Below are 26377 nucleotides of genomic sequence, written 5' to 3'. Positions count from 1 at the left end.
GATATCTCAAGAGATACTTCTTGATAGAAAGAAAATCCGTGTGAGTTTTATAAGTCGCACCTACGAACTTATCTAGTGTGTTGGCTCTCATGATAGGTTTCTGTCCGCTTCGCATAGCCTTGGTGTATGAAGGGCATGGTTTGCTTGGTGCTAAACTTTTCCATTGAGCGAGAGAGACGAGCCAGATTAGCAGCCTGCCATTTTCCTGGCGGGCGTAGACGGCAGCGATCCAGATCAATCAACCATGGTCTTTCTTTTAAATCGATTAAAATGTTGCGAGCATTGAGATCGACATGATCAAGTCCGATTTCATGAAAACGTTTGATCATGGAGCCTACTTGGCGAAGCAACGCATTGTCTGCTTCTTCATTGGCCAGTAAGCTCGCCAGTGCTCTGGCACCGGATATGCGTACGGTAATAAGCGCTGCCTCATAGGTCATGCCATAACGCGTCACGCAGCAGGCGACCGGCGTTGGCACTGGCAGGCTCTGCTCAAAAAGCGCCGCGGTTAAGCGTAGTTCCTGAAAAGCGCGAGTACGCTCGGCACCTGTCCACCAATAGCGCTTTTCGCTGAGCTTCGCTATCAGGCCTCCACGTCGATAGTGACGCAGCACCCACTGTTCGGTAGGTAAGGCTTGCAGGAAAAGACTGCTGCCCCGGCCTGGCGCTTCACCTACAATAAGATTCTTGTCGCGCCAATAATCGGCGCTAAATAGCCTAGACCCAACTGGATGCGATAGTTGGTGTGATCCCGGCGCGTCACTTAAACTGTCCGCATCATGTAAAATCAGACTATTTTTCTGCCGGAGTGCCGTTAAGCGCATGAAGCCCTCGTTGCCTGCTGAACCCAACCACATTGCCATTTTGCGCCTCTCTGCCTTGGGCGACGTGTGCAATCTCGTGCCGACGGTACGCGCTTTACAGCGCCAGTGGCCACGCGCGCGCATCACCTGGATTATCGGCAAGGGGGAGCACAGTCTACTGGCGGGGCTATCCGGGGTCGAGTTCGTTGTGTACGACAAGTCGACCGGCCTTGCCGGCATGCGCGCCCTGTGGCGTGAACTGGCCGATACGCGCTTTGACGTACTCTTGCACATGCAGCAGGCGATTCGCGCCAGCGTGCTTTCGCTGGGGCTGAAAGCCGACGTGCGCGTAGGCTATGACAAGGCCCGCGCCAAGGATGCCCAGCACTGGTTTACCCAGTACCAGCTGGCGCCTCGCGATCAGCCGCACGTGCTGGAGTCGTTCATGGATTTTGCCCGCCTGCTGGGTGTTACCGACACCCGCCTTGAGTGGGACATGCCGGTTCCCCAGACGGCTATCGACGAAGCCCGGGCGATCAGCGGCGAGGCGCCCTACCTGGTCATCAACCCGTGCAGTAACGCGCGCCTGCGCAATTTTCGCAACTGGTCGGTGGAAGGTTATGCCAGCGTCATTGAACATGCTTGGGTGCACCATGGTCTGAAAAGTGTACTGACCGGTGGCGGAAGCTCGCAGGAGCGCGAAATCGGCGAGCAGATCGAGGCCCTGTGCCAGCCCGGCAGCGTCATCAATGCCATCGGCGGCACCTCGCTGAAGGGGGTGCTGGCACTGATCGGCCAGGCACGCGCGGTGATTGCCCCGGACACCGGCCCGGCGCACATGGCCAACGCCATGGGAACACCGACACTGGGTCTCTACGCGACCACCAACCCGCAGCGCGCCGCTCCCTACTGCTGGCGTGATTTCGCCGTGAACGCCTACCCCGAGGCAGTACGCGCCTATCTGCATAAAGAAGTGGAGGCGGTGAACTGGGGGCAGCGAGTACGCCATCAGGACGCCATGGCGCTGATCAAGACCGATACCGTCATCGCCAAGCTCGACGCACTCTTGGCCCATACCGCCCCCGATACCGTTGCAGGATCCCGTCATGAAAGTTGATTTAACCGCTCTTGAACACGCTCACGTACTGGTAGTGGGCGACGTCATGCTCGACCGCTACTGGCACGGCGGCACCTCGCGCATTTCGCCGGAAGCGCCGGTACCTGTGGTGCGCGTGGAAGAGGCCGATGACCGCCCGGGCGGCGCGGCCAACGTGGCGCTTAACGTGGCGTCGCTGGGCGGGCACGCGGCACTGGCGGGTGTGGTCGGCGACGATGACAACGCCGATCTGCTGGAAGGTCGGCTGCATACGGCGAAAGTGAGCACTTACTTTCAACGCAGTGCCGATATACCCACGATTACCAAGCTGCGCGTGATGAGCCGCAACCAGCAGCTGCTGCGGCTCGATTTCGAGCAGCGTCTGGATCGCGTGGATACCACCGGCCTGCTCGAGCAGGTAGAAAACGCCCTGCCTGACTGCGACGTGGTAATTCTTTCCGACTACGGCAAGGGCACCCTCAATCAGGTCGAGCGGCTGATCACCCAGGCCCGCGCCCACGGCAAGCGTGTGCTGATCGATCCCAAGGGACAGGATTTCACCAAGTACCGCGGCGCAAGCCTGATTACCCCCAACCTTGCCGAGTTCGAAGCGGTGGTGGGGCACTGCGCAAGCGATGCCGAGCTTGCCAGGCGCGGTGAAGCGCTGCGCGCCGAGCTCGAGCTCGAAGCGCTGCTGATCACCCGCAGTGAAAAGGGCATGACCCTGATCTGTGCAGGCCAGCCGCCCATTCATCTGCCCACGCGTGCCCAGGAAGTGTTCGACGTCACCGGGGCCGGTGATACGGTCATCGGCCTGATGGGCCTGGCGCTGGCCGCCGGCCACGCGCTGCCGGAAGCCATGATGCTGGCCAACCTGGGCGCCGGGCTGGTGGTGGCCAAGCCTGGCACCGCCACGCTGTCGATAGCCGAGCTTTATACCGCGCTGCACGGCGACAAGCTCGCCGAGTTCGGCGTCATCGAACAGGCGCCGCTGATCGAGGCGGTACGCGCCGCCCAGCTGCGCGGCGAGCGGGTGGTCATGACCAACGGCTGCTTCGATATCCTGCACGCCGGGCACGTGGCGTATCTCGAGCAGGCCAGGCGCCTTGGCGACCGGTTGATCGTGGCGGTCAATGACGACGCTTCGATTGGTCGGTTGAAAGGTCCCAAGCGGCCGATCAACCCGCTCGATCGGCGCATGCAGGTGCTGGCAGGTCTTGGCGCCGTGGACTGGGTGGTGCCGTTCAGCGACGACACGCCACAGGCACTGATCGAGGCGGTGCTGCCGGATATCCTGGTGAAGGGCGGCGACTACCGGCCAGAAGACATTGCCGGCGGCGACGCGGTGCGCGCCCATGGCGGCGAGGTCAAGGTGCTGGGCTTTGAAGATGGCGTTTCCACCACGGCCATGATCAGCTCGATTCTGGATCGCGAGGGGTAGTGGCCAATAGCCCAAAGCGCCGCGCCTGGCCGCGGCTGGCCTACTCGGCAGCGCTGTATGCGCTGTCGCCCTTGCTTGGCCTTCGCCTCTGGCGTGAACAGGTACCCGGCTACTCGCGCGGGCAGCGGCTGGGCGTTCATCTGGGGACACTGCCCAAGGCGCCCCGGCTCTGGCTGCACTGTGCGTCGGTGGGCGAGGTGCGCGCCGCGCGTCCGCTGATCGAGGCACTGCTGGCGCACTATCCGCAGCATGGCCTGTTGCTGACCACCATGACCGCCACCGGCGCCCAGCAGGCCCAGGCGATCATCGATGAGCAGCATGATCCGGCGCGGCTCGCCCACTGTTTCTTGCCCATGGACTTTCCCGGCGCGGCGCGGCGCTTCGTACGCCGCGTGAAGCCCGCGCTTGCGATCATGTTCGAAACCGAGCTGTGGCCCAACTTGCTGCACGCCTGCCGATGCCTTGACGTGCCGGTGGCAGTGGTCAATGGCCGGCTATCGCCTCGAGCATTCAGCCGCTACCAGAAGATCACTCCGCTGATGGTTGGCGCGCTGGGTAATGTCAGCTGGCTGGCTGCCAAGTCCCCGGCCGATGCCCAGCGCTTTGAAGCACTAGGCTGTGTGCCTGAGAAAACCGCCATTGTCGGCTCGCTTAAATTCGAACAAGCAAGTCCCGAGGCGGCGCATGATGAGAGTAAGCGCTTACTTGATAGTTGGGGAAACCGGCCGGTGTGGGTGGCGGGTTCGACTCGCGATGGCGAAGAGGCCCTGCTGCTGGATGCTCACCGCCGGCTGCTCGAACGCTTTCCCGACGCGCTGCTGGTCATGGCGCCGCGCCATCCCCAGCGCTTTGACGAGGTCGCTGCCCTGTGTTCGGCCCAGAGGTTCGAGACTTGCCGACGCAGCCAGGGCCAGCGTGTCGCCGCAGGCACTCAGGTTTATCTGGGCGATACGCTGGGCGAGCTTGGTCTGCTGTATGGCGCGGGCCAGGTGGCTTTCGTGGGCGGCAGCCTGGTGCCCTTGGGCGGGCACAACGTGCTTGAACCCGCTGCCCTGGGCAAGCCGGTGCTGAGCGGCCCGTTCACGGAAAACTTTGCCGATGTAACCGAGCCGCTGCAGGCCGCGGGAGCGCTCACGGTCGTTGAAGACGTTGCAGCGCTTGTCCGCGCCCTGGAAGCCCGGCTCGATGATTCCGACCGCTGCAGGGAGGAGGGGCAGGCCGGTATCCGCGTCATCAAGGCGCACCAGGGGGCGCTGGCGCGCACCCTGGATGGCCTGGCAACGCTGATCGGCACCTAGGGCTGGGTGATGCGCTCGACGCCCTCCGCCCTGCCCAGCAGCAGCACGTCAGCGCCGCGCGCAGCGAACAGGCCGTTGGTGACCACGCCGACGATGGCATTGATCCTGGCTTCCATGGCCACCGGGTCGTCGATCATGAAGTCGTAGCAGTCGATGATCTGGTTGCCGTTATCGGTCACCACGCCCTGGCGGTAGACCGGGTCAGCCCCCAGCGCCACCAGTTCGCGGGCGACATACGAGCGCGCCATGGGGATGACTTCGACCGGCAGCGGGAAAGCGCCCAGGGTGGCCACGGACTTCGAGCCGTCGGCAATGCAGATGAAGCGCTTGGCGCAGGCGGCCACGATCTTCTCACGGGTCAGCGCTGCACCGCCGCCCTTGATCATGTGCAAGTGAGCGTTCACTTCGTCGGCGCCATCGATATAGTAGGGCACCGTACCCACATTGTTCAGCTCGAACACCTCGATACCCAGCGCTTCCAGGCGCTTGGCACTGGCTTCGGAACTTGCCACCGCGCCCTTGAAGCGGTCGCGCAGCGGGCCCAGCCGGTCGATGAACAGATTGGCTGTCGAGCCAGTGCCGATACCCAGTACGGTGCCCTTCTCAAGCCCGGGTTCGATCTCGTTGATAGCCGCATCGGCCACGGCGGCCTTGAGTTCGTCTTGCGTCATGGGGAGCCTTCAGGGGTAAGTCAGAGGATGGTCGGGATAGTATACCGGCCAAAGCGCCGCCTGCCGATGGAAACGCGGTAGACGCCGGTAGGCGTAATCTGCTACCAATACAGGCTTTGTTCGCGTTTCGATCACCCAACCTTCACGTTTCCCTTGGATACCCCCCATGCTTGAAGCTACCGTCAAAAAGATTCTCCAGGCCAATGTTTACCAGGCTGCTCGTGAGACGCCCATTTCTCCCGCTCCCTTTTTGTCGCGTCGCTTCAACAACCAGATTTTGATCAAGCGTGAAGACCTGCAGCCCGTGTTCTCGTTCAAGATTCGCGGGGCCTACAACAAGATGGCCCAGCTCTCCGAGGAGCAGAAGGCCAAGGGCGTGATTGCCGCCTCCGCGGGCAACCACGCCCAGGGGCTGGCCATGGCGGCCAGGCTGATGGGCGTGAAGGCGGTCATCGTGATGCCGCGCATCACCCCGGAGATCAAGGTGCAGGCGGTGCGCGCCCGTGGTGCCAAGGTCGTGCTCAAGGGCGATGCCTTCGCCGCCGCCGCCGAGCACGCTCGGGAGCTGATGGAAGAGCACGGCTACACCTATATTCCCCCCTTTGACGACATCGACGTGATCGCCGGCCAAGGTACCATCGGGGTAGAGATACTGCGCCAGCACAGTGGCCGGCTGGACGCCATCTTCGTGCCGGTCGGCGGCGGCGGGCTGATCGCCGGCGTAGCGGCCTACGTCAAGTACCTGCGCCCGGACATCCGGATCATTGGCGTTGAAGCAGAAGACAGCGCCTGCCTCAAGGCGGCCCTTGAAGCCAACGAGCGCGTGGTGCTGGATCAGGTCGGTGTCTTTGCCGAAGGAGTGGCGGTCGCCCAGATCGGCGAGGCGCCGTTTTTGCTGGTCAAGGACCTGGTGGACGAGGTGATCACGGTCAATACCGACGAGATGTGCGCTGCGGTCAAGGACATCTTCGAAGACACCCGCGCCGTGGCCGAAACGTCCGGGGCGCTCTCGCTTGCCGGCTTGAAGAAATACGTTCAGCAGACCGGGGTCGAGGGGCAGACGCTTTTATGCATCAACTCCGGCGCCAACACCAATTTTGACCGCCTGCAGCATATTGCCGAACGTACCGAGCTTGGCGAGCAGCGCGAAGCCATTCTGGCGGTCACCATCGATGAGAAGCCCGGCAGCTTCAAGAAGTTCTGTCGAACGCTCGGTAAACGCATGGTGACCGAGTTCAGCTACCGCTACGCGGATAGCAGCGAGGCGCATATCTTCGTAGGGGTGCAAGTCAAGCCAGGAGGCGAGGATCGCCGGGCAGTGATTGAAAGGCTGCAGGAAGGCGGCTACCAGGTGGAGGATCTGACCGACAACGAGCTCGCCAAGCTGCATATTCGCCATTTAAGCGGCGGACGCCCCAGCGAGCGGTTCGAGGAAGAGCTTTACCGCTTCGAGTTTCCCGAGCGCCCGGGGGCGCTGATGAACTTTCTCACGCAACTGCCTCACGACTGGAACATCTCGTTGTTCCACTATCGTAACCATGGTGCCGCCTATGGGCGGGTACTGGTTGGCATGCAGGTGCCCAGCAGCGACCGCACCCATGTGGCCGAGTATCTCGATGCCATTGGCTATCGCTACTGGCAGGAGAGCGATAATCCGGCGTATCGACTGTTCATGGCATGATGACCATGAACGCATGTAAGTGATCACTAACGTTGGGGCCAAGAGGTGCCAGGCGCCTGGAGGTTATCAAAAGGTATAAATAGGCCTGAAAACGGTTGGTTTTGCAGTTGTCATCCAGCCCCTTAAAGCCCTATAGTCGTCAGCGAAATTTATGCGGCGCGTCATCCTTGCCAAGCAAGCCGGGTGATACGCCAGTGCAAGGGCGCAAGGTGTTGGAGAGTCGGCATGCGGCGGAAAAAGCCTGATATGGTAATGGCGTTGACGGTGGTGTTTCTATTGGGCGTACTGGCCACTGGCTATGCCCAGGCGTTATCGGGGAGTTGACCCGGGCGCTTAAGCATTGCCGCCATTTACCGCAGGGCGATACGAGCTGACCTCATCAAGGTCAGCTCTTTTTTTTGCCCGCTCGCACCACGGCCTCATCACTTACCACCGCGCTGAGCGGCACGTCCCAGGGCTCCACGGGCAGCGTTTCTACCTGTTGGCAAGCGTGAGCCACGCCGATCAGGTTAGGCGCCGGGCCGCCTCGGCGCATGAAAGCCAGGCTGCGATCATAAAAGCCGCCCCCCATGCCCATGCGGTTGGCGTGGCCATCGAACCCCACCAGCGGCACGATCAGCGTATCCAGCGCCCAGGCCGGCAGGCGGTTACGGCGCTGCGCGGCAAACCGGGTATCGGGCTCGAGAATGCCGAAACGGTTTTTTACCATGGGTGTCTGCGCGTGATAGGCCACAAACCACAGCGAATTATCGCTTAACGGCCGTAGCACAGGCAGGTAGACCGCCACGTTGCGTTTGTGAAGCCAGGGTAAGAGTGGCGTAGGGTCGATCTCGCCATTGACCGGCAGATACAGGCTGATGCGCCGGGCGCGTTGAATTTCGGGCAGGTGCTTGAGATTGAGGCAAAGGTCGCGCGCGGCTTGGCACTGCTGCTGTTGTGTAAGCGCTGAACGCTGGCGGCGAAGCTGGCGGCGCAGGGCGCGCTTGGCGTCAGGATCGTGCAGGTTTTGCATAAGATGAGTGTTCCCCGGAGTGCCGCTGTCGTTCTGGCCCTGAACCTACTGGTTCAGAGTGGGTGGCCGCAGCCAGACCGTCAGGCTTTCCGACGCACGGACATGCACACGGGCCTGGCTAGCATTTGGCCCCCTGGGTACTGCGCATAGGCTCGAGGGACTATAACGACTGGCGTACACCCCAGAGAACCCCGTTATCCTACCAGACCCGTGGCTTATACCAAAGTGTTGAATAGACGGTGGGCTACGGTTTGCGCGTCTTGGCCAGGGCGCGTTCGAGGCGGTCGTTGAGACGGTTCAGATTGGCTTCGCTGGCGCGGTGTTCGTCGAGTGCTTCCAGCAGCTCATGGGTGATGTTCAGTGCCGCCATCAGCGTGACACGCTCGCTGCCCAGGGTACCGCTCTGGGCATTGATACCGTTCATGGCACGATCCAGATAGCGTGCCGCGCGCTCAAGCTTGGCTTCTTCACCGCTGTCACAGGCAATCATGTAGCTGCGCCCGAGTAGAGTGATCTCTTTCGTTGGCCGCTTGGCGTTACTCATTAAAGGCTCCGGCGCGGGCCAGCGAGGGGCCCAATGCGTTAACATCATGGCATAGGAAAAACTAACGTCGCTCACTATAAGAGAGGCGCTTGCGCGGGGTCAACGCGCAAGTACCCGCGGCACATTAACGTATGATCCATCAACACAGCGAGCCATCACTATGTCACTGATCGATGAACGTCAGGACTTTTCTGACGTTGCCGATGTTTTTCTGCTTCACGGCAGCATGCAGTCACCCGCCTTTCTGGACGGCCGCCTCTGCGCGCTGCTGGCGCTGCGCGATGTCAGCCCGCAGGCCTGGCTTGAGGAGGTCTGTATTAGCCTTGGCGTCGAGCAGCCCCGCGACGAAGCGAGCGCTGAACGCCTTCTGGGCTGGCGCAAGCAGACCCTGGAAGCCCTCAGTGCCAGCGACCTGAACTACGCACCGCTGCTGCCGGACGAGCTGTTCTCGCTGGGCGAGCAGGCCCAGGGGCTCAAGGAGTGGACGCTGGGCTTTATCGAGGTGGTTGACGACGTGGCCGACAGCGAGCTGCGCGAACGCTGGTCCCAGGCGCTGCGTGAGTCGATCGATGACCTGGAAGCGCTCAGCCGCATCGAAACCGATATCGACGACAGCCCGGAAAACGAAAACGATCTGTTTGCCTTGACCGAGCATGCACGCATGGCGGCCATGCTGCTGTATACCGAGCAGCACCCCGGCAAGCCTCAGGTCGAACAGACCGACGCGCCCGTCCACTAACCATCGGAGGCTGTATGTTGTTTGAGTCACTGCCAAGGCCCCCCGGCATCCGGGTGGACGAGTACCGCGCGCGCCGCGACGCGTTGATGGCGACACTGCCTGACGATGCCGCCGTGATACTGCCCGGCGCGTCGCTTGTCACGCGCTCCCATGACAGCGAATACGCGTTTCGTCAGAACAGCGATTTCTATTACTTGACCGGCATCGTCGAACCCGATGCGCTGCTGGTACTGTTGCCGGGGCGCGAGGCCGGGCAAAGCGTGGTGTTCTGCCAGGACCGTGACCCCACCATGGAAGCCTGGACCGGGCGGCGCCTGGGTGCCGCCGGTATCGAGCGTGAGCACGGCATCGATCAGGCCTTCGAAAATGCCGACCGCGATGCACAGCTGCCCGCCCTGCTCGAAGGCCGCGAACTGCTCTATCTGCCGCTTGATGACGGCGAGGCCCAGGGCATGGCAGAAGAGGCCTTCGCGGCCGCCAAGGCCGGGCTTCGCCGCGGCCGGCCGCCGCTCAAGGGTTGGCTGGACGTCAGCGCGCTGATTCACGCCATGCGTTTGATCAAGAGTGAAGCGGAAATCGCCCTGCTTCGCCACGCCGCATTGATCTCGGCGCGAGCGCACGTGCGCGCCATGCGGGCATCGCGCCCTGGCCTTCACGAGTACCAGCTCAAGGCCGAACTCGAGCACGAGTTTGTCTGGCAGGGCGGCAGCGGCCCGGCTTACAGCACCATCGTGGGCGGCGGCGCGAACGCCTGTGTATTGCACTATATTGAAAATCGTTCGGTGCTGGCTGATGACGTGCTGGTATTGATCGATGCCGGTGCCGAATTCGAGCTTTATGCGGGCGACATTACGCGCACTTTCCCCGTCAGTGGCCGGTTCAGCGACGCCCAGCGCGCGCTTTACCAGGTAGTGCTGGATGCCCAGGAGCGTGCCGTTGCTGCCGTCAAGCCCGGTGCTACTCTGGCAGATATTCATCAGGGGGTGGTCGAAGACCTGACGGCCGGGCTGATTACGCTTGGCCTTCTGGAAGGCGACGTTCAGGCGCGAATCGACGACCAGAGCTACCGGCGTTTCTACCTGCACTCGACGTCTCACTGGCTGGGCCTGGACGTTCATGATGTCGGCACCTACCGCCTGGATGAGCAAACCCCCCGTCCACTCGCGCCGGGCATGGTCCTGACCATCGAACCTGGCCTGTATATTCCCGATGAAGACGATATTCCCGCCGCCTTCCGCGGCATGGGGGTTCGAATCGAGGATAACCTGGTCGTTACCCAGGACGGACACGAAAATCTGACGTCTGAAGTACCCAAGCAGGTGGCGGAAATCGAAGCGTTGATGGTCAATAAATAAGCAGTTTGAACAGCGCTGAAAATTGTTTATGTAACTTACATTACGAAATTACGAAAAGCGATGAGTATGCAGGAGACGCCAATGCAGCAGCCTGAGCAGACGCCAGCGCAAGGGATTACCCACGATATCGTGATCGTGGGCGGCGGGTTGGTGGGCGCCAGCCTGGGCTGCGCGCTGGCGCCGCTTATCCAGCGCTACGGCTGGAAAGTCGCCATTATCGAAGCGGCACCGCTGGATGACGCCGCGTTGTCAGAGCGCTGGCAGCCAAGCTTCGACGCTCGGGCAAGCGCCATTGCCGAAGGCTCGGCTCAGCACTTTCGTCAGCTGGGCGTGTGGGAGGCCATGCAGGAAGAGGCCACGCCCATCCGGCAGATCCATATCAGCGAACGTGGCCGCCTGGGGGCGACACGGCTCAGTGCCCAGGAGCTTGGCGTAGCGGCACTGGGGCATGTCATCCCCAATGCCTGGATGGGACAGGTGCTGCATCGCCACTTGAGAGCCCTGCCCGTCGAGTGGTTTTGCCCCGCCACGGTAGAACAGCTCTCTCCGGAAGCGGATGCCCACTACCTGCGTCTTTCCGATGGCAGCGAGCTGCGCGCGGCGCTGACCGTGCTGGCGGACGGTGGGCGTTCGGGTCTCAAGGAGCAGTTGGGCATCAGCAGCCGGAACAACTCCTACGAGCAGACGGCACTGATTGCCCATGTAGGTATTGGCCAGCCTCATCAAGGCGTCGCCTACGAGCGTTTTACCGAGCAGGGGCCGATGGCGCTGCTGCCGCTGCCGGGTCAGGCAATGGAGCTGATCTGGACGCATCCGAGTGGCGAGGAGCAGGCGCTGATGGCGCTGCCCGAGCGCGAGTTTCTTGCCCAGCTGCAGGCCGCGTTCGGGGACCGCGTGGGACGCTTTACCCGAGCGGGCAAGCGCTACAGCTACCCGCTTTCGCTGATTACGGCCAAGGAACCGGTTCGTCCGGGATTGGCCGTGCTGGGCAACGCCGCTCATGCGCTGCATCCAGTGGCTGGGCAGGGGTTCAACCTGGCGCTGCGCGGCATCATGGATCTGGTGGAGGCGCTCGAGCAGGGTGAGCAGGCTCGCCGGCCGCTGGGTGACATGACCACGCTTCTGGCCTTCGAGAGCAAGCGCGCCCGTGACCGAGGCAATGTGATCCTCTTCAGCGACGGTCTGGTACGCCTGTTCGGCCAATCGCTGCCGTTGCTGTCTCACGCCCGGGCGGCGGGACTGATCGGCCTCAACCTGCTCGGTCCGCTACGCCGCGGCCTGGCACGCCGCGCCATGGGCCTCGAGCGCTAGCGGCAGGCCCTGATGGCAACCCTTCATCTCATACAGGAACGCTATGGATACGCTTGCAACGAAAACGGACCCGGCGAAAGACCTTGATGTCATTGTGGTAGGCGCGGGTATGGTGGGAACGGCGCTGGCTGCCTTGCTGGCCCAGGCCGGCATGCAGGTGGCGCTGGTGGAGGCGCGAGCCGAGCCGCTTGGTTGGCATGATGTCGATGATACGCAGGCCGGTGCGCGGGTGAGTGCTCTGACGCCGGTTTCCCAACGGCTGTTGACGCATCTGGGCGCCTGGCCTGCCATGGCTCGCTTCCGGGTAACGCCCTATCGCTACATGCAGGTCTGGGACGGTGAAGGTAGCGGCGAGATCCATTTTTCCGCGGATGAAGCGGGCGTGGCAGTACTTGGCCATATCGTCGAAAACGATGTGACCCAGGCGGCCTTGAACGATCTGGTGCGCGAGCATCCCAAGGTCGCGTGCTTCTTTGGCGCCGTGCCGAGGACACTGCAGACGACCGCGAGCGGACGCTGGTTGACGCTGGCTGACGGGCAGGTGCTGCATGCGCCGCTGCTGGTGGCGGCAGATGGCGCGCGCTCGGCGCTGCGTGACCTGGCTGAAATAGACGTGACCAGCGATGACATGAGGCAGGAAGCCGTCGTGACCACCGTCAAGTGCACCCAGACGCATGGCGGTACCGCCCGCCAGGCTTTCCTGGAAGGCGGACCACTGGCCTTTCTGCCGCTGACGCTCAATGACGACGCGCGCTTCTGTTCGATTGTCTGGTCGACCACGCCGGAGCACGCCGATACCCTTGCAGGCCTTACGCCCGAAGCGTTTGGGCAGGCACTCGGCGAGGCGTTTGGCCACCGTCTGGGGGGGGTGAGCGTCTGCGGTGGTATCTATCGGTTTCCGCTGGTGCAGCGCCATGCTCGCCAGTACGTCAAGCCGCACCTGGCGCTGGTGGGCGACGCCGCACACAGTATCCATCCGCTGGCCGGACAGGGGGTCAACCTGGGATTGATGGATGCGGCCGTGCTGGCCGAAGAGGTCATCAATGCCTGGTCGCGCGGGGCGCCCTGGGGCGAGCTGAGTACGCTTGACCGCTACGAGCGCCGACGGCGGTGGGATAACACCGCCATGCTGGGACTGATGAAGGGATTCAGAGAGCTGTTCGGTTCGCGCATGCCGGTGTTTACCCTGGCGCGTAATCTGGGCATGAGCGGCATGAACCGGCTCGCGCCGGTGAAGCGAATCGTCATGCGGCAGGCCACCGGAGAGCGCGGGCGCCTGCCGCTCAGCTGCCGTTAACGGCGGCGGTCCACCACGTTGAGCGCCTTGAGCAGGTTGAGCGCTTCGCTCATCTGGTAGTCATCGCGCAGACGTTCCGACGCCGACTGGCGCGCCCGGGAAGCCGGCTGCTGGGCGCCCAGGTGGCCATCGAGATTGGATTCGCGAAGCTCGAGCCGGCTTTCGGCAAGCTCTAGGCGACCACGCACCACTTCCACGTCCGGTTCGATACCCTGGGCCTGGATGGAGCGGCCATTGGGCGTGTAGTAGAGCGCCGTGGTGAGCTTGAGTCCTTCACCGTTGCCCAGCGGCATGATCTGCTGGACCGAGCCCTTGCCGAAACTGTCCGTGCCCATGATGACCCCGCGCCGCTGGTCCTGCAGGGCGCCGGCAACGATTTCCGCCGCCGAGGCGCTGCCGCTGTTGATCAGCACCACCAGAGGAACGTCGCCGGCGGGCGTATCTCTTGACGCCGAGAACGACATCGCGGTGTCGGCCAGACGCCCTTCGGTATACACGATCAAGCCGCTATCCAGGAACAGGTCGGCCACGCCCGCCGCGGCCTGCAGTACACCGCCGGGGTTGTTGCGCAGATCCAGGATCAAGCCTTCCAGCGGCGCATCTCGCTTCATGCGCTCAATGGCCCGGCGTGCCTGCTCTGGCGTGCGTGACTGAAACTGGCTGATGCGCAGGTAGCCGTAACCGGGTTCGAGAAGCTCGTGCTTCACGCTTTCACTGCGAATCACCTCGCGGTTCAGGGTGAAGGTGCGCGGGGTCTCTTCGCCTGAACGCAGCACGGAGATACGCAGTTCACTGCCCGGCTCGCCGCGCATCATGGTCACGGCTTCCTGCAGCGACATGCTGTCGGTGGGGGTGCCGTCGATCGCGATGATGATGTCACGCGATAGCAGACCCGCCCGAGAGGCCGGTGTGTCGTCGATGGGGGTGACCACCACCAACTGTCCGTTCTCCATGCCCACTTCGATACCGATGCCGCCAAACTCGCCTTGCGTGGATTCACGCAGGCTCTGGTACTCCTCTTCGTCGAGGTAGGCAGAGTGCGGGTCCAGCTCGCTGAGCATGCCGCGCATGGCGTTACGCAGCAGCGTGCGGTCGTCCACTTCTTCCACATAGCCGCGCTTGATACGTTCGAACACCTCGGCAAAGGTCTGGATCTCTTCAAGCGGCAGGTCGTCGGCGGGTACCTGGCTTGCGGGCTGGGCCAGCAGCGGCAGCGGAGCCGACAGCAGCGCAAGCGGCAGCAGGGCAGCCAAGAGGCGCTTGGCAGGGGCCGATAGGTTAGTAACAGATGGCGTCATGCAGACTCCGCAAGGCGATAGGCAGGCATAAGGCGCTACCCTGAGTTGACTGTTGATACGCTTCAGCTTATCCCGTCAGCGGCGCGCAATCCAACGCTGAGGGTTGATGGGTTCACCACGCTGACGTACTTCAAAGTAGAGCGCGGCACGGGATTGTCCACCGCTATCTCCCACGCGGCCGATTTCATCACCGCGGTTGACCTGCTGGCCGGGGCGTACGCTGAACTGCTGGAGGTGGGCGTAGAGCGTCATGATCTGATCGCCGTGGTCGATGATCAGCAGGTTGCCAAATCCGCGCATCCAGTCGGCAAACACCACTCGCCCGCTATGCACCGCGGCTACCTGGGTGCCGGCGCCGGCCTGTATGACGATACCATTATAGTGAACCCCGTCACGACGGTTAAACGACGAGGTGATATCTCCCTGCACCGGCCAGGGCAGATCGCCCTGGGTGCGTACGATATGGGTGGTGGGCGTAGGCGTTTCCAGGCGGGCAAGCTCGGCCTGAATGTCGCGCAGCTTGCGCTCGGCCTGCTCGCGGCTTTCGTTCAGGTCTGCCAGGCGGTCGGCTTCGCTGTCGTAACGATCATCTAGCGTCGCCACCACGTGGCGTCGCTCTTCAGAACGCTCGACCAGCCGCGCGCGCTGGGTGTCGAGCTCGTCGGCAAGGCTTGCCAGGCGTGTCTGGCGCTCGTCGAGCGCCTGTTCGGTGTCGGCAAGGGCGGTATCCAGGCGGGCGATATCGGCAAGGCGTTGGTTGCGCGCCTGGGTAAACCGGTTCAGGTAGGCCTGCATGCGGTCAAGCTCGGCCGGGTCGCCCTGGTTGAGCAGCAGCTTGAGCTGGGGCGTAGGCCCGAGTCGGTAGAGTGCAGCCAGCTGCTGGCCAAGAGCGGCATACTGGCTCGAGCGCTCGCCTTCCAGGCGGTCGCGGTGCTGGCGCAGCTGGGTCATCTCGTCATCCACCTGGCGTCGTTCGGCCTGCAGCGCATCCAGACGCTGGTGGGTTTCGGCAAGCTCGGTTTCCACGCCTTGCAGCTCGCGCTCGGCGCTGTCTCGGGCCTGGCCGGTGGCGCTCAAGCGCCCGGAAAGCGATTCGATCTCCTGGCCCAGCGCATCCAGCTGCGCCCGGGCCGCGCCCTCATCCGGCTGGGCAAGGGCGGGTGTCGAGCCGAGCAAGACCAGTAGCGCGCCAAGCGCCAGGGCAAGCCTGATCATCCGTTGAAACGGATCAGCGGCTTCCCGGTCATCGCTTCGGGAACGGGTTGGTCCATCATGGTAAGAAGCGTCGGCGCCAGGTCGCACAGCCGGCCCTCGTCAAGCGTACCGTCCCGCTCGCCCACGTAGACCAGCGGCACCACGAAGGTGGTGTGAGCGGTCTGCGGTGCGCCAGTATCGGGGTGCACCATCTGCTCGGCGTTGCCATGGTCGGCGGTGATCAGGCAGGCGCCACCGGCGCGCTCGATGGCTTCCACCACTCGGCCCACGCAGATATCCACGGTCTCGATCGCCTTGACCGCCGCGTCGAAATCACCGGTATGGCCGACCATGTCGCCGTTGGCGTAGTTGCACACAATCAGATCAAACTGCCCGGCGTCGATGGCCTCGACCAGTTTCTCGGTAATCTCGTAGGCGCTCATCTCGGGCTTTTCGTCGTAGGTGCGCACATCCTGCGGCGAGGGCAGCAGAATGCGTGTTTCGCCGTCGAACTCTGCCTCGCGTCCGCCGGAGAAGAAGAAGGTCACGTGGGGATACTTTTCGGTTTCCGCGATGCGCAGCTGCGTAAGCCCGCGCTTGGCCACCACTTCACCCAGGGTGTCGTTCAGGTCGAACGGCGGAAAGGCGGCCGGTGCCGGGATGTCGGCAGCGTACTGGGTCAACATCACCAGTCCCTTGCCGGCGAGCGCCGGGCAGGCCTTGCGCGAGAAGCCGGCGAAGTCGGGCTCCACGAAGGCACGGGTCAGTTCACGGGCGCGATCGGCGCGGAAGTTCATGAAAAACGCGGCGTCACCGTCTTGCAACGTGACCGGGTTACCGTCATGCACAACGCTGCTGGGGGCGACGAACTCGTCGGTTTCGCCGCGCTCGTAGGCGTCGCGCAGGGCGGTTTCGGCGCTGGCGGCATATACCTCGGCGTGGCCGTCGGTGAGCAGGCGATAGGCCTTCTCGACACGCTCCCAGCGGTTGTCACGGTCCATGGCGTAGAAGCGGCCGATCACGGAGGCGACGAAGCCGTTGTCGGCACCTACCAGCTCGGCCAAGCGAGCGTTGGCACGCTCGATGGAGGCCATGGCGCTTTGCGGTGGCATGTCACGACCATCCAGAAAGGCATGGACGAAGATGCGCTGGGCGCCGCGCCGGGCCGCCAGTTCCGCCATGGCGATGAAGTGGTCTTCGTGGCTGTGCACGCCTCCGGGAGAAAGCAGGCCCAGTAGATGAACGGCACGTCCGTTGGCGACGGCTTCATCCATCGGCCCGGTCAGGTTGTCGTTCGCGTCCAGGTCGCCTTCTTCGATTGCCTTGGTGATGCGCGTGAAATCCTGATAGACGATACGCCCGGCGCCGAGGTTCATGTGGCCGACTTCCGAGTTGCCCATCTGGCCATCGGGAAGGCCCACGTGGCCGCCATCGGTGTGCACGAAGGCGTGGGGGCGGTGGGCCCATAGATCGTCCATGACCGGGGTGCGGGCAGAGGCCACCGCGTTGTGTGCGTTGTCGGGGTTGTGGCCGTAACCGTCAAGGATGATCAGCGCAACGGGGCGCGGGGTAGAAGTAGCCATGAGAACCTCGTTGGGTGGTGTAAACCGGTTGGCGAGAAGAAAGCGCCATTGGCGACGAAGGCGTTGTTTAAAAAGTCCGGATGTGGCACTCCTGCCTTGTAGACAATGCCTTGGGGGTCGCGACGGGCGCACGCTTGGGGCATCATAACGTAGGCAACTGCCGGGCGTCATGACCAAGGCCTGCGCGGGGTGCCTCGTGACGTGTATACTTGTCGCGTTTTGACGGCGGCTTCGCCGCTTTTTTCCGCATAGACCAAGAGATTGAGTTCGCGATGATCGATCAGCTGTACGAATTCGTAATGAACCACCCACTGCTGGTGGGGGCGTTTTTCCTGGTACTGATCGCGTGGCTTGCCTATGAAATGCGCAGTGCTTCCACTGATGCCGTCACTTCCACGCAGGCGACCCAGCTCATCAACCGCGAAGACGCGGTCGTGCTGGATATCCGTGAAGGCAAGGAGTTCAAGGCCGGACATATCGCCGGGGCGCGCAACATCCCGCAGGCCAATATCGACAGCCGCATGCACGAGCTGAATAAAGTGAAGGGTCAGCCGATCATCGTGGTGTGCAAGCATGGCCAGAGCGCCGGCATGGTGCAGACCAAGCTGGCCAAGGCCGGGTTCGAGCGTGTCTCCAAGCTGAGAGGCGGCATGGCCCAATGGCAGGCGGATAGCCTTCCGGTCGTCAAGAAGTAAGCGCAGTTGCGCCTTTTATCTATTCAATGAACAACGAGGAGTTTTTCCATGGCGGAAGATAACAACACCCCGCAGGCGGGCGCTGGCGCGTCTGATGACAAGCCCCAGCTGAAGTTCTCTTTGCAGCGTATCTATGTAAAGGATATCTCCTTCGAGGCGCCCAACTCGCCATCCGTGTTCAAGCAGGCGTTCAAGCCCAAGGTCAACCTGGATCTGAACACCTCCAGCAGCAAGGTAGCCGACGACCAGTATGAAGTGGTCGTGAAGGTCACCGCTCAGGTCAACGACAGCGAAACCGGTACTACCTCGTTTCTGGCGGAAGTCGAGCAGGCGGGACTGTTCCGCATCTCGGGTATCGAAGGTGCCCAGCTCGAACAGACCCTGGGTGCGTTCTGCCCCAACCTGCTGTTCCCCTACGCGCGTGAGTGCGTGGACAACCTGGTCAACCGTGGCGGCTTCCCGCCGCTGATGCTGGCGCCGGTGAACTTCGAAGCCATGTACGCCCAGCGCAAGCAGCGCGAAGCGCAGCAGCAAGCCGAAGCAAGCACTCACTAAGCATGCAGGCCAGCAACTGGTATGCCCAGCACGGCAAGATGCCCCGCCTGTATGTGCCGGTGCCGTTTACGGTCGGCAAGGCGCTGGAGCTGCCGGAAGGCCCGGCGCGCCACGTCACCCGCGTACTGCGCATGGGCGAGGGCGCGCCGCTGGTGCTGTTCGATGGCCAGGGCCGGGAGGCCGGGGTTCGCCTGACGGAGGTGAGCCGCAAGCACACCACCGTCACAGTGGACGCGGTATGGCCGGGGGCGGGTGAATCGCCCCTGGCCGTTCATCTGGGCCAGGCGATCTCCAAGGGCGATCGCATGGACTATGCCATCCAGAAGGCCGTGGAGCTGGGGGTGGCCGCTATTACCCCGCTGTATACCGAGCGTGGCGATGTGCGCCTGAAAGGCGAGCGCGAAGCCAAGAAGTTGGCCCACTGGCAGGCCGTTGCGGCGAGTGCCTGCGAGCAGAGCGGACGGGCGGTCGTGCCGGTCGTGCATCCACCGCTGGGAATCGATGAGTGGTTGAAGGAGCGACAGGAGCCGCTGCGGCTGATGCTGCACCTGGCCACCGGTAACGCCTTCGATCACGCCGAGCGCCCGACGTCGGCAGCACTGCTGATTGGCCCGGAAGGTGGGCTGACCGAGGCGGACATCAGCGCCGCTCAAGCCTCCGGTTTCACGCCGCTGACGCTGGGGCCGCGCGTACTGCGTACTGAAACCGCTCCTGTCGTGGCGCTGACCCTGCTTCAGCACTACTTTGGCGATTTGTAAGCGCTCACTAACCCGATCTTCTCTTTCATGCGTTATCCGGCGGGCAGCGTCTTTTCGTTGCCTGCCTGGGTGTGGCCATGGGCGCGAGCAAGCCCGGCAAGCACCAGCGGCTTGAGCATGGAGAGCACTTCTCCTGACAGGCCGCTGATCACGGTGAGCTGATGCGTTCGCCCGGCGCGGTAGCCCAGCCAGCAGGGTAGCCATACCGGCGTGGGTGGCGTATCCAGCGCCTGGATACGCCATAGTCTGGGGGCCGCCATACGTTCCCATAGCCAGAGTCGTTGGGTGGCCTCAGGCGTGGGCGCCGTGGCACCGGTCAGTTGAATGCCCGTATCGGGGCGCTCGACCTGAACGGGCAGCTCGGCGCCGGTCAGCAGCAGCGCGCGCTGCATCTCTTTTGCACCCAGCAGCCACGCACCGGGTGATTTTCCCGTCATGCCCAGCGGAGCGGCCCACAGGCCCATCCAGGCAGGCTCCAGCGTGGTTGCGCCCAGTCGCCCGAGCCGACGCCGGGCGGCATGCGCATCAAGCTGGCGGGAAAGCGTCAGGCGCTCAGCCATTGGCCCACCGCTGCAGCAGGGCCAGCAGTCCCAGCATCACTACAAACCAGACAAGCAGGCCGATGCAGCGGCGCCGGGTCAGGCGGGCTTCCCGGCCTATTTCGGGGGCGTTGGCGCTTCGAGCGGCGAGAACGGCCTGCATGTCCGGGGCGGTTTCTTCGATGATGACGTCCGAGAGCTGCTCGGCGCGCGGGGCGGCGCTGGTCAGGCTGACCAGGTAGCCGACGGATACCGAGACCACGACGCCGATGGTGTTGTTATAAAGCCATGATACCTCCAGCAGGCTGGAGACCGACCAGACCGCCAACATGCCGGTGATCAGCCCGGCCACCGCTCCGCGTGCGTTGGAGCGGTGGCTGAAGATCGCCAGCAGGAAGGTGCCGAGCAGCGCGCCGTAGAACCATGAGCCGATCTGGTTGACCGCTTCGATCACCGGCCCCAGGTTGCCGGCAAAGAACGCAAACAAGGTAGCGTAAAGCCCCCAGAAGACCGTGGCCAACCGCGAGGCTTTCAGGTAGTGGGTGTCGCTGGCGCCTTGCCTGATGTAGCGGCTGTAGAAGTCGCGCACGGTCACCGCCGATAGCGAGTTGAGCGCCGAATCGAGGCTCGACATGGCCGCGGCAAACACGCCCGCGATGACCAGGCCGGCCATGCCGGTAGGGAAGGCGTTGACCACATAGCGGGGCAGCAGCTCGTTCAAGTCCTCCGGCGGCGTAAGGCCGTGCTGCTGATAGTAGGTTGCCAGGATGACGCCGATAAACAGAAACAGCAGCATCTGGGGAATCAGCAGGTAACCGCCGATCAGCAGCGAGCGCTGGGCATCCAGCACCGAGGGGCTCGAAAGCACGCGCTGAATCTGGCTCTGGTCGGTGCCGAAGTAGGCCACGTGCAAGAAGAGTCCGCCCAGCAGGCCCGCCCAGAGCGAGTAGGTCACGCTGGGGTCGAAAGACAGGTCGATGGCGTTGAACATGCCGCTCTGGGCGCCGAAGGTGAGCACGTCGCTCCAGCCGCCGGGCAGGCTGGTCACCAGCAGAAAGATGCTCATCAGCGCCCCGAGCCACAGCACGAACATCTGAATGACGTCGGTCCAGATGACGGCACTCATGCCGCCCAGCACGGTATAGCTGATGGCCAGCACGGCCATGATGATAATGGTCAGATTGACGCTCCAGCCGGTCACCACAGAAAGCACCAGCGCCGGCGCATACAGCACCACGCCGGTCGCAAGCCCGCGGGCGATCAAGAACAGCAGGGCGCTCAGCGTGCGGGTGGCGGGGCCGAAGCGTCGCTCGAGAAGCTCGTAGATACTGTAGATGCCCGCCCGGTGAAATACCGGCACGAAGACCAGGATCAGCACGATCATCGCCAGCGGCACGTTGAGGAACGTGACCAGCCGCTCAAGACCGCCTTCAAAGCCCCAGCCGGGGGCGCCGATGAAGGTGATGGCGCTGGCCTGGGTGGCCATCACCGACAGGCCGATGGCCCAGCCGGGGATCTTGCGTCCGCCCAGAAAGTAGTCTTCGGGGCTATGCTGGTCCTTGCCAAAGCGTGAGCCGATCCAGGCGATCAGGCTGATATAGACGATCAAGACCGTCATGTCGATGGGGGTAAAACCTTCCATGGGCTGTTCCTGTCGGCTAATTCCGCTGATGTTTTGAGCGTAGCAGGTTGTGGTGAGCCTGCTATTGCTTTGCCCTGTGCGCTTCTGGCGCCATAATGCAGGTTCACTTTTTAAGGACGGTATCCATGGTCCGTGAATCAACGACTCCCCCTCGCGCTGCCAGTGACGCATCTGCTCGGATCGGCGAAGTGGCGTATCTGACGGTGACGGCGGTGAACAACACCGGCGCCTTTCTGCGCTGGGGGCAGCCCAAGGACGTCTTGCTGCCCTATAGCGAGCAGCGCTTTCGCCCGGACCCGGGCAAGCGTGTGCTGGTCATGTTGTATGAAGACGATCAAGGGCGCCCGGTCGCCACCATGCGCCTTGACCGCTTTTTGACCGACGATGCCTGGGCGCTGACCCAGGGCGACGAGGTGGCTGTGGTGGTCGCCGACCGCACCGACCTGGGGATGAAGGTGGTGGTCAATCATCGCTACTGGGGGCTTATCTATCAGGACGATATCAGCCAGCCGCTGCGCCGCGGGCAGTCGCTGACCGGTTACGTGAAGCAGCGCCGCGACGATGGCCGGCTGGACATTTCCCTGCTGCCGCCGGGAGCGGCACGCCTGGATGTGGTGGGTGAAAAGATACTCAAGGCGCTGCGTGAAAGCGGTGGCTACCTGCCGTTGGGTGACAAGAGTTCGGCCCAGGACATCAAGGCGCGCCTGGGGGTCAGCAAGAGTGCGTTCAAGCAGGCCATCGGGCGGCTCTACAAGCAGCAGCTGATTACGCTTGCGCCGGATGCCATACGCCTGACGCCAGGCGCGCTTGCCCCGTAGCGGCGCCAACGGTTGGAGCCGGCCAGGCAGTGCGGCATACTGCTTGCCTATTGTTCATGTATGGATTGTGCCCCGATGAGTCAATCAAATCTGCATCTCGGCGTCGTGATGGACCCCATCAGCGATATCGCCTACAAGAAAGATACCACCCTGGCCATGCTGTGGGCGGCCCAGGAGCGCGGCTATACCCTGCACTATATGGAGCAGGAGGATCTTTTCTTGAACGCGGGGCAGGCCTGCGCGCGCATGCGGCCGCTGACGGTTCATCGCGACCCCGAGCACTGGTACGACCTGGGCGAGCCGACCCACCGCCCGCTTGCCGAGCTTGACGTGGTATTAATGCGCAAGGACCCGCCGGTGGATGCGGACTTCACCAACGCGGTGCATCTTCTGGGCTTTGCCGAGCGTGAAGGCGTGCTGGTCGTGAACCCCACCGCTGCGCTTTTGCAGTGCAACGAGAAGCTGTTTGCCCAGCAGTTTCCCGATTGCTGCACGCCGACGCTGGTATCGAGCCGCGATGACGTACTGCGTGCTTTTCATGCCGAGCACGGCAACGTGATCTTCAAGCCGCTCGATGGCATGGGGGGGACCGGTATTTTTCACATTGGCCCCGAAGGGCGCAATATCGGGGCCGTCATCGAGCAGCTCACCCTGCGCGGCCAGCGGCAGATCATGGTTCAGCGCTACCTGCCGGAGATCAAGGATGGCGATACGCGCATTCTGCTGGTCGACGGTGAGCCGGTGCCTTTCGGCCTTGCGCGCATCCCCTCGGCCGGTGAGACCCGCGGCAATCTGGCCGCTGGCGGGCGCGGCGTGGCGCGCGAGCTGACCGAGCGCGACCACTGGCTGATCAAGCAGGTGCAGCCCATGATCCGTGAAAAGGGCCTGCTGTTCGTGGGGCTTGACGTGATCGGGGACTACATCACTGAAATCAACGTGACGAGCCCTACCTGCGTGCGCGAGATCGATGATCAGCGCGGTACCGACATTGCCGGATTGCTGCTCGACGCTATCGAACGCCGCCTGAGCACCGCCCAACGCGTCTGATTCACCACTGACAAGAGGTCTGTCGGCAAGGTCGACAGGCCATAGGAGCCGCATGCAAAGCCTGAAACACCATTTCCTGATGGCGCTGCCCCATCTGGACGATCCCAATTTCGAGGGCAGCCTGATCTATCTTTGCGAACATGATCACAACGGCTGCATGGGAGTGATCACCAACCGTGTGCTGGATATCACGCTGGATGCGCTATTCGATCAGCTGGAGCTCGGCGGCGACGAAAGCCCGCATCGCAATGCGCCGGTCTACTATGGTGGGCCGATGCACAAGGACCGTGGCTTTATCCTGCACCTTGGCGACAGCCAGGCGTGGGACTCCAGCATTCAGGTAGAGGACGGCATCGCGCTGACCACCTCCATGGATATTCTCCAGGCCCTGGCGAACGGCGAAGGCCCGGAGCACTTTCTGGTCTGTCTGGGCTGTGCGGGATGGGAAGTGGGGCAGATGGAAGGGGAGCTCAAGGAAAATTCCTGGCTGACCGTGGAAGGCCGCGCCGAGGTGCTGTTCAGCACACCGCCCGCTGAGCGTCTCACGGCGGCGGCCGGGCTACTCGGGGTCGATCTCAACCTGATGACCCGAGACGCAGGACACGCCTGATGGCAGCAACTGGTCAACGTTTGATCCTTGCCTTTGACTACGGCACACGGCGCATCGGCGTGGCCGTCGGCAACGAGCTGCTCAAAAGCGCTCGTGAACTTGCCCCGCTGACCGCGCGTGACGGCATTCCTGACTGGAACAAGGTGGAGCAACTGCTCAAGGAGTGGCAGCCGGACCTGCTGGTCGTGGGGTTGCCGCTCAATATGGACGGCAGCGAATCGGACATGAGCAAGCGGGCGCGCAAGTTCGGCAATCGCCTGCATGGACGCTACGGTAAACCCTGCGTGATGGTCGATGAGCGCGGCTCCACCCGCGAAGCCAAGCAGATCGCCCGCGATGCGGGGCATCGGGGCAACTATCGTGAAGAGAGCGTGGATGGGATCGCAGCGGTGTTGATACTGGAGGGCTGGTTTGCCCATCAGGAAGGCCTTCCCGATGGGCGCGCTATCTATTAACGCTTAACGGTCCAGCGTGCCAAGCTGGTTGGGTACGAACCAGGGTACGGGCCGCATATCCTTTTCGATCAATTCATCGACTTTCAATAGCGTGGCAAAGATGGCCATGCGCATGGGGATGCCGTTGTCGGTCTGGCGAAAGATCGCCAGGCGCGGGTCGCCGTTGAGATCCACGTTCAGGTCATTGGCCCCGGCGCGGCTGTCGCGGGGCAACGGGTGCATCACGATGGTCGAATCGCTGCAGCGTTGATCCAGGAATGCCTTGTTGATCATGAAGTCATCCGAGACGCCCTTGAAACTCTCGTTCATCTCTTCGGTAAAGCGCTCTTTCTGAATCCGTGTGGTGTACACCACGTCTAGGTCGCTGAAATCCGCTGCCAGATGATCGCGCACCTCTACCTGGTGGCCGCGGGTGGTGACCAGGTCGATCAAGGATGTAGGCATTTCAAGGCCCGGTGGTGACACCAGCGTGATGCGCAGCGGATCATAGAGAGAGAGCAGCTTGATCAGCGAGTGCACGGTACGTCCGTACTTGAGATCGCCGGTCAACAGGATATGTGCCCCGCCAAGCGACTTGTCCAGACGCTGAAACTCCTTGTCGATGGTATAGAGATCCAGCAGTGCCTGACTTGGATGTTCGCCCGGGCCGTCACCACCGTTGATGACAGGCACGTTGGTGGCAGCGGCAAACTCGGCAACCGAGCCCTGATCGGGGTGGCGCATCACGATCGCGTCGCAGTAGCCGCTCATGACCCGGCTGGTGTCGTAAAGTGACTCGCCCTTGGCCATGGAGGAGAAGGTAAACCCCGTTGTATCGCATACGCTGCCGCCCAATCGGCAAAATGCCGCATGAAAACTTACTCGGGTACGCGTACTGGCTTCAAAAAAGAGATTGCCCAATACTGCCCCTTCCAGCACTCGCGTTACCTGGCGGCGGCTGGCAATCGGCTCCATGCGTGCGGCCACGCGCAAAAGGTGGTCAACGCTATCACGGTTCAATGAATCAACGGTCAACAGGTGCTGGCTCATCATGGACCTCATAACATAATAAGTGGGCGGGGCATGCATGGCGCTAAGTGTAACTGCCAACCTGAGGTCATCGAAGCGCTTTCAGCGACTAAATAAGGTGTTGCTCAAACTTTTTTCGCCGGTTTGCAAAAAGCGCTTGCACAACCGGCAGTGAATCCGTAAAGTACGCATCCGCTGCCGGGGACGCCCAGCGTTACCAGCGGTGAATGAAGGTGAAAACCTTCGGTTTGTCAGGTAGTTAGCGGTTTTAGATGGAGCTGGTTTTACATCGAAAACAACGCCCTTGACAACCACCAGGAAATGCGTAGAATACGCCTTCCTCGCTGAGGCAAGCGGCTCCGGTCATCGAGCCAGGTATTGATAGGTCTTCAGCGAAACAGCTCTTTAACAATTTGATCAGGTAATTCATGTGGGCGTTTGCCGATGAGGGTGACAAGTCACCGAATATCAAGGCAAGCGACACATCGATACTTTTTATCTTTTTATTAAGTATCACAGTGAATTCGTTTGAACCTTGAGCCAAGTTTGATCCGCTTTTGTTGCCTTCGGGCAGCACGTAAGGATCACAATGATTTTAAACTGAAGAGTTTGATCATGGCTCAGATTGAACGCTGGCGGCAGGCTTAACACATGCAAGTCGAGCGGTAACAGGGGAAGCTTGCTTCCCGCTGACGAGCGGCGGACGGGTGAGTAATGCATAGGAATCTGCCCGGTAGTGGGGGATAACCTGGGGAAACCCAGGCTAATACCGCATACGTCCTACGGGAGAAAGAGGGCTCCGGCTCTCGCTATCGGATGAGCCTATGTCGGATTAGCTGGTTGGTGAGGTAACGGCTCACCAAGGCGACGATCCGTAGCTGGTCTGAGAGGATGATCAGCCACATCGGGACTGAGACACGGCCCGAA

General features: G+C 62.4%; 25 protein-coding genes, 1 rRNA gene and 1 other RNA gene. 16 read left to right on the top strand and 11 right to left on the bottom strand.

Going from position 1 to position 26377, the window contains the following annotated elements; translation table 11 throughout:
* Nucleotides 1-68: 68 nt before the first annotated feature.
* Complete coding sequence (locus HW452_RS07680) at nt 69-824, bottom strand: 3-deoxy-D-manno-octulosonic acid kinase (protein WP_224105521.1); 756 nt, start codon at nt 822-824, stop codon at nt 69-71.
* Here HW452_RS07680 and HW452_RS07675 point away from each other — a divergent pair.
* Genes HW452_RS07675 through waaA form a run of 3 tightly spaced genes read left to right on the top strand, consistent with a single transcriptional unit; the run spans nt 823 to nt 4638 of the window.
* Nucleotides 823-1920 carry a glycosyltransferase family 9 protein gene (locus HW452_RS07675; protein WP_224105520.1) on the top strand — a complete coding sequence of 366 codons (1098 nt, stop codon included), beginning with the start codon at nt 823-825 and terminating at the stop codon, nt 1918-1920. The two genes, HW452_RS07680 and HW452_RS07675, sit on opposite strands and share 2 nt — an antisense overlap.
* The gene (gene hldE, locus HW452_RS07670; RefSeq protein ID WP_224105519.1) at nt 1910-3340 is read left to right on the top strand and encodes a bifunctional D-glycero-beta-D-manno-heptose-7-phosphate kinase/D-glycero-beta-D-manno-heptose 1-phosphate adenylyltransferase HldE; all 1431 of its coding nucleotides are present in this window, start codon (nt 1910-1912) and stop codon (nt 3338-3340) included. The genes HW452_RS07675 and hldE overlap by 11 nt, the downstream gene beginning before the upstream one ends.
* Nucleotides 3340-4638 (top strand): lipid IV(A) 3-deoxy-D-manno-octulosonic acid transferase, encoded by a 1299-nt coding sequence (waaA, locus tag HW452_RS07665; protein WP_224105518.1) that lies wholly within the window; start codon nt 3340-3342, stop codon nt 4636-4638. The genes hldE and waaA overlap by 1 nt, the downstream gene beginning before the upstream one ends.
* Here waaA and rpiA read toward each other — a convergent pair.
* Nucleotides 4635-5309 (bottom strand): ribose-5-phosphate isomerase RpiA, encoded by a 675-nt coding sequence (rpiA, locus tag HW452_RS07660; RefSeq protein ID WP_224105517.1) that lies wholly within the window; start codon nt 5307-5309, stop codon nt 4635-4637. The genes waaA and rpiA overlap by 4 nt on opposite strands.
* Before the next feature lie 166 nt (nt 5310-5475).
* Here rpiA and ilvA point away from each other — a divergent pair, with 166 nt between their 5' ends.
* Nucleotides 5476-6990, top strand: coding sequence for a threonine ammonia-lyase, biosynthetic (ilvA, locus tag HW452_RS07655; protein WP_224105516.1), 1515 nt, complete (start codon nt 5476-5478; stop codon nt 6988-6990).
* A 385-nt stretch (nt 6991-7375) separates the two neighbouring features.
* Here ilvA and HW452_RS07650 read toward each other — a convergent pair whose 3' ends face one another.
* The 3 genes from HW452_RS07650 to HW452_RS07640 form a co-directional block, all read right to left on the bottom strand.
* Nucleotides 7376-8002, bottom strand: a complete 627-nt coding sequence (locus tag HW452_RS07650; RefSeq protein WP_224105515.1) for a 5-formyltetrahydrofolate cyclo-ligase — start codon at nt 8000-8002, stop codon at nt 7376-7378.
* Between the two features lie 7 nt (nt 8003-8009).
* Nucleotides 8010-8193: non-coding RNA, 6S RNA (ssrS, locus tag HW452_RS07645), on the bottom strand.
* 53 nt (nt 8194-8246) lie between these two features.
* The gene (locus HW452_RS07640; RefSeq protein WP_224105514.1) at nt 8247-8546 is read right to left on the bottom strand and encodes a cell division protein ZapA; all 300 of its coding nucleotides are present in this window, start codon (nt 8544-8546) and stop codon (nt 8247-8249) included.
* Between the two features lie 160 nt (nt 8547-8706).
* Between HW452_RS07640 and HW452_RS07635 the strand changes: the two genes are divergently transcribed.
* The 4 genes from HW452_RS07635 (at nt 8707) to HW452_RS07620 (ending at nt 13248) form a co-directional block, all read left to right on the top strand.
* Nucleotides 8707-9285, top strand: coding sequence for a UPF0149 family protein (locus HW452_RS07635; protein ID WP_224105513.1), 579 nt, complete (start codon nt 8707-8709; stop codon nt 9283-9285).
* A 14-nt stretch (nt 9286-9299) separates the two neighbouring features.
* Nucleotides 9300-10640, top strand: a complete 1341-nt coding sequence (pepP, locus tag HW452_RS07630) for a Xaa-Pro aminopeptidase (RefSeq protein ID WP_224105512.1) — start codon at nt 9300-9302, stop codon at nt 10638-10640.
* Nucleotides 10641-10721: 81 nt separating this feature from the next.
* Nucleotides 10722-11951 carry a 2-octaprenyl-6-methoxyphenyl hydroxylase gene (ubiH, locus tag HW452_RS07625; protein WP_224105511.1) on the top strand — a complete coding sequence of 410 codons (1230 nt, stop codon included), beginning with the start codon at nt 10722-10724 and terminating at the stop codon, nt 11949-11951.
* 43 nt (nt 11952-11994) lie between these two features.
* Nucleotides 11995-13248 carry a UbiH/UbiF/VisC/COQ6 family ubiquinone biosynthesis hydroxylase gene (locus tag HW452_RS07620; protein ID WP_224105510.1) on the top strand — a complete coding sequence of 418 codons (1254 nt, stop codon included), beginning with the start codon at nt 11995-11997 and terminating at the stop codon, nt 13246-13248.
* Here the strand turns inward: HW452_RS07620 and HW452_RS07615 are convergent.
* The 3 genes from HW452_RS07615 to gpmI all read right to left on the bottom strand — a co-directional run bounded on the left by HW452_RS07615 (nt 13245) and on the right by gpmI (nt 17323).
* Nucleotides 13245-14546 (bottom strand): S41 family peptidase, encoded by a 1302-nt coding sequence (locus tag HW452_RS07615; RefSeq protein WP_224105509.1) that lies wholly within the window; start codon nt 14544-14546, stop codon nt 13245-13247. The genes HW452_RS07620 and HW452_RS07615 overlap by 4 nt on opposite strands.
* Before the next feature lie 75 nt (nt 14547-14621).
* Nucleotides 14622-15761: a murein hydrolase activator EnvC family protein gene (locus HW452_RS07610; RefSeq protein WP_224105508.1), complete on the bottom strand. Its 1140-nt coding sequence runs from the start codon at nt 15759-15761 to the stop codon at nt 14622-14624.
* A complete protein-coding gene (gpmI, locus tag HW452_RS07605) occupies nt 15758-17323 on the bottom strand; it encodes a 2,3-bisphosphoglycerate-independent phosphoglycerate mutase (protein WP_224105507.1) in 1566 nt (521 codons plus the stop codon). The genes HW452_RS07610 and gpmI overlap by 4 nt, the downstream gene beginning before the upstream one ends.
* A gap of 272 nt (nt 17324-17595) precedes the next feature.
* On the opposite strand from gpmI, the gene HW452_RS07600 reads away from it, so the two are divergent.
* The 3 genes from HW452_RS07600 to HW452_RS07590 are packed head-to-tail and all read left to right on the top strand — an operon-like array spanning nt 17596 to nt 19331.
* Nucleotides 17596-18018, top strand: coding sequence for a rhodanese-like domain-containing protein (locus tag HW452_RS07600; protein WP_224105506.1), 423 nt, complete (start codon nt 17596-17598; stop codon nt 18016-18018).
* Between the two features lie 48 nt (nt 18019-18066).
* The gene (gene secB, locus HW452_RS07595) at nt 18067-18573 is read left to right on the top strand and encodes a protein-export chaperone SecB (protein ID WP_224105505.1); all 507 of its coding nucleotides are present in this window, start codon (nt 18067-18069) and stop codon (nt 18571-18573) included.
* Nucleotides 18574-18575: 2 nt separating this feature from the next.
* The gene (locus tag HW452_RS07590) at nt 18576-19331 is read left to right on the top strand and encodes a 16S rRNA (uracil(1498)-N(3))-methyltransferase (RefSeq protein ID WP_224105504.1); all 756 of its coding nucleotides are present in this window, start codon (nt 18576-18578) and stop codon (nt 19329-19331) included.
* 32 nt (nt 19332-19363) lie between these two features.
* Here HW452_RS07590 and HW452_RS07585 read toward each other — a convergent pair whose 3' ends face one another.
* Both HW452_RS07585 and HW452_RS07580 read right to left on the bottom strand, forming a co-directional pair.
* Nucleotides 19364-19891: a hypothetical protein gene (locus HW452_RS07585; RefSeq protein WP_224105503.1), complete on the bottom strand. Its 528-nt coding sequence runs from the start codon at nt 19889-19891 to the stop codon at nt 19364-19366.
* Nucleotides 19884-21512, bottom strand: coding sequence for a sodium:solute symporter (locus HW452_RS07580; RefSeq protein WP_224105502.1), 1629 nt, complete (start codon nt 21510-21512; stop codon nt 19884-19886). The genes HW452_RS07585 and HW452_RS07580 overlap by 8 nt, the downstream gene beginning before the upstream one ends.
* A 125-nt stretch (nt 21513-21637) precedes the next feature.
* On the opposite strand from HW452_RS07580, the gene HW452_RS07575 reads away from it, so the two are divergent.
* The 4 genes from HW452_RS07575 (at nt 21638) to ruvX (ending at nt 24442) form a co-directional block, all read left to right on the top strand.
* Entirely contained in the window at nt 21638-22330 is a 693-nt protein-coding gene (locus tag HW452_RS07575; protein ID WP_224105501.1) for a CvfB family protein, read from the top strand.
* Nucleotides 22331-22405: 75 nt separating this feature from the next.
* Nucleotides 22406-23377 (top strand): glutathione synthase, encoded by a 972-nt coding sequence (gshB, locus tag HW452_RS07570; RefSeq protein WP_224105500.1) that lies wholly within the window; start codon nt 22406-22408, stop codon nt 23375-23377.
* Between the two features lie 52 nt (nt 23378-23429).
* A complete protein-coding gene (locus tag HW452_RS07565; protein ID WP_224105499.1) occupies nt 23430-23987 on the top strand; it encodes a YqgE/AlgH family protein in 558 nt (185 codons plus the stop codon).
* The gene (gene ruvX / locus HW452_RS07560) at nt 23987-24442 is read left to right on the top strand and encodes a Holliday junction resolvase RuvX (RefSeq protein WP_224105498.1); all 456 of its coding nucleotides are present in this window, start codon (nt 23987-23989) and stop codon (nt 24440-24442) included. The genes HW452_RS07565 and ruvX overlap by 1 nt, the downstream gene beginning before the upstream one ends.
* A gap of 3 nt (nt 24443-24445) precedes the next feature.
* Here ruvX and pyrB read toward each other — a convergent pair whose 3' ends face one another.
* Nucleotides 24446-25471 (bottom strand): aspartate carbamoyltransferase, encoded by a 1026-nt coding sequence (gene pyrB / locus HW452_RS07555; RefSeq protein WP_224105497.1) that lies wholly within the window; start codon nt 25469-25471, stop codon nt 24446-24448.
* 576 nt (nt 25472-26047) lie between these two features.
* On the opposite strand from pyrB, the gene HW452_RS07550 reads away from it, so the two are divergent.
* Nucleotides 26048-26377: ribosomal RNA gene (locus HW452_RS07550) — 16S ribosomal RNA — on the top strand; the annotation flags it as partial.

The sequence above is a fragment of the Vreelandella aquamarina genome (assembly GCF_020075495.1).
Classification (GTDB): Bacteria; Pseudomonadota; Gammaproteobacteria; order Pseudomonadales; family Halomonadaceae; genus Vreelandella; species Vreelandella aquamarina_A.
This window is presented reverse-complemented; position numbering and strand designations above follow the sequence as displayed.

What these genes read in the sequence shown, in the direction of transcription:
- hldE (WP_224105519.1), top strand. Translation starts at nt 1,910, where the DNA reads ATGAAAGTTGATTTAACCGCTCTTGAACACGCTCACGTACTGGTAGTG.
- HW452_RS07615 (WP_224105509.1), bottom strand. Translation starts at nt 14,546, where the DNA reads ATGACGCCATCTGTTACTAACCTATCGGCCCCTGCCAAGCGCCTCTTG.
- rpiA (WP_224105517.1), bottom strand. Translation starts at nt 5,309, where the DNA reads ATGACGCAAGACGAACTCAAGGCCGCCGTGGCCGATGCGGCTATCAAC.
- HW452_RS07640 (WP_224105514.1), bottom strand. Translation starts at nt 8,546, where the DNA reads ATGAGTAACGCCAAGCGGCCAACGAAAGAGATCACTCTACTCGGGCGC.
- ruvX (WP_224105498.1), top strand. Translation starts at nt 23,987, where the DNA reads ATGGCAGCAACTGGTCAACGTTTGATCCTTGCCTTTGACTACGGCACA.
- ilvA (WP_224105516.1), top strand. Translation starts at nt 5,476, where the DNA reads ATGCTTGAAGCTACCGTCAAAAAGATTCTCCAGGCCAATGTTTACCAG.
- gpmI (WP_224105507.1), bottom strand. Translation starts at nt 17,323, where the DNA reads ATGGCTACTTCTACCCCGCGCCCCGTTGCGCTGATCATCCTTGACGGT.
- gshB (WP_224105500.1), top strand. Translation starts at nt 22,406, where the DNA reads ATGAGTCAATCAAATCTGCATCTCGGCGTCGTGATGGACCCCATCAGC.
- HW452_RS07565 (WP_224105499.1), top strand. Translation starts at nt 23,430, where the DNA reads ATGCAAAGCCTGAAACACCATTTCCTGATGGCGCTGCCCCATCTGGAC.
- HW452_RS07585 (WP_224105503.1), bottom strand. Translation starts at nt 19,891, where the DNA reads ATGGCTGAGCGCCTGACGCTTTCCCGCCAGCTTGATGCGCATGCCGCC.
- HW452_RS07580 (WP_224105502.1), bottom strand. Translation starts at nt 21,512, where the DNA reads ATGGAAGGTTTTACCCCCATCGACATGACGGTCTTGATCGTCTATATC.
- HW452_RS07590 (WP_224105504.1), top strand. Translation starts at nt 18,576, where the DNA reads ATGCAGGCCAGCAACTGGTATGCCCAGCACGGCAAGATGCCCCGCCTG.
- pepP (WP_224105512.1), top strand. Translation starts at nt 9,300, where the DNA reads ATGTTGTTTGAGTCACTGCCAAGGCCCCCCGGCATCCGGGTGGACGAG.
- HW452_RS07675 (WP_224105520.1), top strand. Translation starts at nt 823, where the DNA reads ATGAAGCCCTCGTTGCCTGCTGAACCCAACCACATTGCCATTTTGCGC.
- HW452_RS07610 (WP_224105508.1), bottom strand. Translation starts at nt 15,761, where the DNA reads ATGATCAGGCTTGCCCTGGCGCTTGGCGCGCTACTGGTCTTGCTCGGC.
- secB (WP_224105505.1), top strand. Translation starts at nt 18,067, where the DNA reads ATGGCGGAAGATAACAACACCCCGCAGGCGGGCGCTGGCGCGTCTGAT.
- pyrB (WP_224105497.1), bottom strand. Translation starts at nt 25,471, where the DNA reads ATGAGCCAGCACCTGTTGACCGTTGATTCATTGAACCGTGATAGCGTT.
- HW452_RS07680 (WP_224105521.1), bottom strand. Translation starts at nt 824, where the DNA reads ATGCGCTTAACGGCACTCCGGCAGAAAAATAGTCTGATTTTACATGAT.
- HW452_RS07635 (WP_224105513.1), top strand. Translation starts at nt 8,707, where the DNA reads ATGTCACTGATCGATGAACGTCAGGACTTTTCTGACGTTGCCGATGTT.
- HW452_RS07600 (WP_224105506.1), top strand. Translation starts at nt 17,596, where the DNA reads ATGATCGATCAGCTGTACGAATTCGTAATGAACCACCCACTGCTGGTG.
- HW452_RS07575 (WP_224105501.1), top strand. Translation starts at nt 21,638, where the DNA reads ATGGTCCGTGAATCAACGACTCCCCCTCGCGCTGCCAGTGACGCATCT.
- HW452_RS07620 (WP_224105510.1), top strand. Translation starts at nt 11,995, where the DNA reads ATGGATACGCTTGCAACGAAAACGGACCCGGCGAAAGACCTTGATGTC.
- ubiH (WP_224105511.1), top strand. Translation starts at nt 10,722, where the DNA reads ATGCAGCAGCCTGAGCAGACGCCAGCGCAAGGGATTACCCACGATATC.
- HW452_RS07650 (WP_224105515.1), bottom strand. Translation starts at nt 8,002, where the DNA reads ATGCAAAACCTGCACGATCCTGACGCCAAGCGCGCCCTGCGCCGCCAG.